This is a genomic window from Pseudonocardia sp. Ae505_Ps2 (assembly GCF_001932425.1).
Classification (GTDB): Bacteria; Actinomycetota; Actinomycetes; order Mycobacteriales; family Pseudonocardiaceae; genus Pseudonocardia.
This window is the reverse complement of sequence record NZ_MCIP01000001.1, coordinates 4,356,523-4,358,267: the sequence shown is the minus strand read 5'-3', so window position 1 is coordinate 4,358,267 and position 1,745 is coordinate 4,356,523. Positions and strand designations below refer to the sequence as shown.

3 protein-coding genes are annotated in these 1,745 nt (G+C 72.6%); 1 reads left to right on the top strand and 2 read right to left on the bottom strand.

All coding sequences use genetic code 11. From position 1 onward, the window contains the following. Positions 1-450, bottom strand: a 450-nt coding sequence (locus Ae505Ps2_RS20605; RefSeq protein ID WP_249265394.1) for a transposase, incomplete at its 3' end; no start/stop codon positions are given. Positions 451-546: 96 nt separating this feature from the next. Between Ae505Ps2_RS20605 and Ae505Ps2_RS31345 the strand changes: the two genes are divergently transcribed. Then, complete coding sequence (locus Ae505Ps2_RS31345; protein ID WP_139320195.1) at positions 547-1,140, top strand: DUF4352 domain-containing protein; 594 nt, start codon at positions 547-549, stop codon at positions 1,138-1,140. 31 nt (positions 1,141-1,171) lie between these two features. On the opposite strand, the gene Ae505Ps2_RS20590 is transcribed toward Ae505Ps2_RS31345, so the two are convergent. Continuing rightward, positions 1,172-1,745 (bottom strand): glycosyltransferase (locus tag Ae505Ps2_RS20590; protein ID WP_139320255.1); only part of this gene is annotated, 574 nt, incomplete at its 5' end.

Here is a 1,745-nt window from a genome sequence, read left to right as displayed (position 1 = left end):
GTCCTCGGTCCACGAGGTCGGCAGGTAGAGCTCCCGGTCGATCAACGCCCGCCCCCGCTTCGAGGCGTAGGCCAGGAACACACCGAGCTGACAGTTGTCGATCTTCCCGCTGGTGCCGGTGTACTGGCGCTGCACCCCGGCCGAACGCAGGCCCTTCTTGATGAACCCGGTCTCGTCCACGATGAACACCCCCGACGCGGTGTCGGTGAGATGTTGCAGGACGTAGCCGCGCAGGTCGTCGCGGACCCCGTCGACGTCCCAGTCCGCGGTGCGCAGCAGCCGCTGCATCCCGTCCGGCGACATCGCCCCGGCGTGTTCGGCGAGGGTCCAGCCGTTCTTCCGCTCGAGCCCCGCGAGCAGGCCTCGCAGGTAGGTTCCGACCCGCCGGCGCGGCTCGACCCTGCGGAAACGGCCAGAGATCAGCTCCACCACCGCGTCCAACGAGGCCACCCACCCGGCAAGATCAACCACGCGGTGATCATCACCGCCGAACGGCCGTCAGCCTCTCACCACACGCCGAACTGCCGTTGCAGTACTAGGAGCCTCATGCGCAACCCGACGCGTTCCGTCGTCGCCGCTGCGGTCGCCGCTGCAGCAGCTGGCCTGCTCAGCTCGTGCGCGGCGGACAGCACGACGCCGACCGCCGCCCCGGCACCATCGGTCGCCTCGGCACCCTCGGATGCCCCAGCACCCTCGAATGCCTCGGCACCCTCGGATGCCTCTGCACCCTCGGTCCCCTCGCCCGGGGGCCCGCCGCCCGAGCTGGGCCCCACCACGCAGGCCCGGCTCGACTCGCCCACCAACCTCGGCGGGCTCGAGGTCACGGTGACGTCGATCCGGCCCGTCCAGCTGGTTGCCGAGGGGCCGGGAGAGCTCGCCGGGCCCGGCGCCGCGGTGACGATCCGGCTGACGAACCGGACCCCGAAGCCCGTCGACGGCGGCCTCGACGTCAACGCCCGGTACGCCGACAAGGCGGCCAGCGCCAACAGCGGCCCGCCGTCCAAGCCGGCGGGCACCCTCGAACCCGGCGCGTCGACGGATGCCACGTACGCGTTCCTCGTCCCCGCCGACCAGGTCGACCAGCTCAAGCTGTCCATCACCTCGACGAACGCACCCGACATCGTGGTCATCACGCGCTGAGGGCCGGGGTCCGGCGATCGGCCCACGGTCGTCATCGCCGGACCCCCGCCGGGGCGCCGCCGGCCCGGCGACCGCGTCGGGAGCGTCGCCCGGCGTACAGGTCCGCGCACAGCTGCGCGTAACCCTCGGCCACGTCGTCCCAGTCGTAGACGGTCCGCGCCCGACGCCGGGCGTCCGCACCACGCCGGGCCGCCGCCACGGGGTCGGCCTCGACGGCCTCCACCTCACGCGCGAGCGAGTCCGGGGAGGCGAACCACCGGCCCGTCTCGGCCAGCACCTCGCGGTTGAACTCGATGTCCCATGCCACGACCGGCGCACCGGCACCCATCGCGCGCAGCAGCGACGGGTTCGTGCCGCCGACGCTGTGGCCGTGCAGGTAGCTCGCGGCGCCGGCGTAGAGGGAGTTCAGCAGCTCCTGGTCCCAGAGCGACCCGAGCAGACGCACCCGGGGATCGGAGCCCGCCAGGTCACGGACGTGCCGCTCGTGGCTGCTCGGATAGGGAACCGAACCGACCACGACCAGTGGCTTGCTCGCGCGCGAGGCGAGGTACCCCGCGACCACGACGTCGACGTGGTTCTCCGGCTCCATGCGTGCCACCACGAGG

Bases quoted from the DNA above. Each gene is read 5' to 3' on its own strand.
- Ae505Ps2_RS31345 (WP_139320195.1), top strand. From the start codon at position 547: ATGCGCAACCCGACGCGTTCCGTCGTCGCCGCTGCGGTCGCCGCTGCA.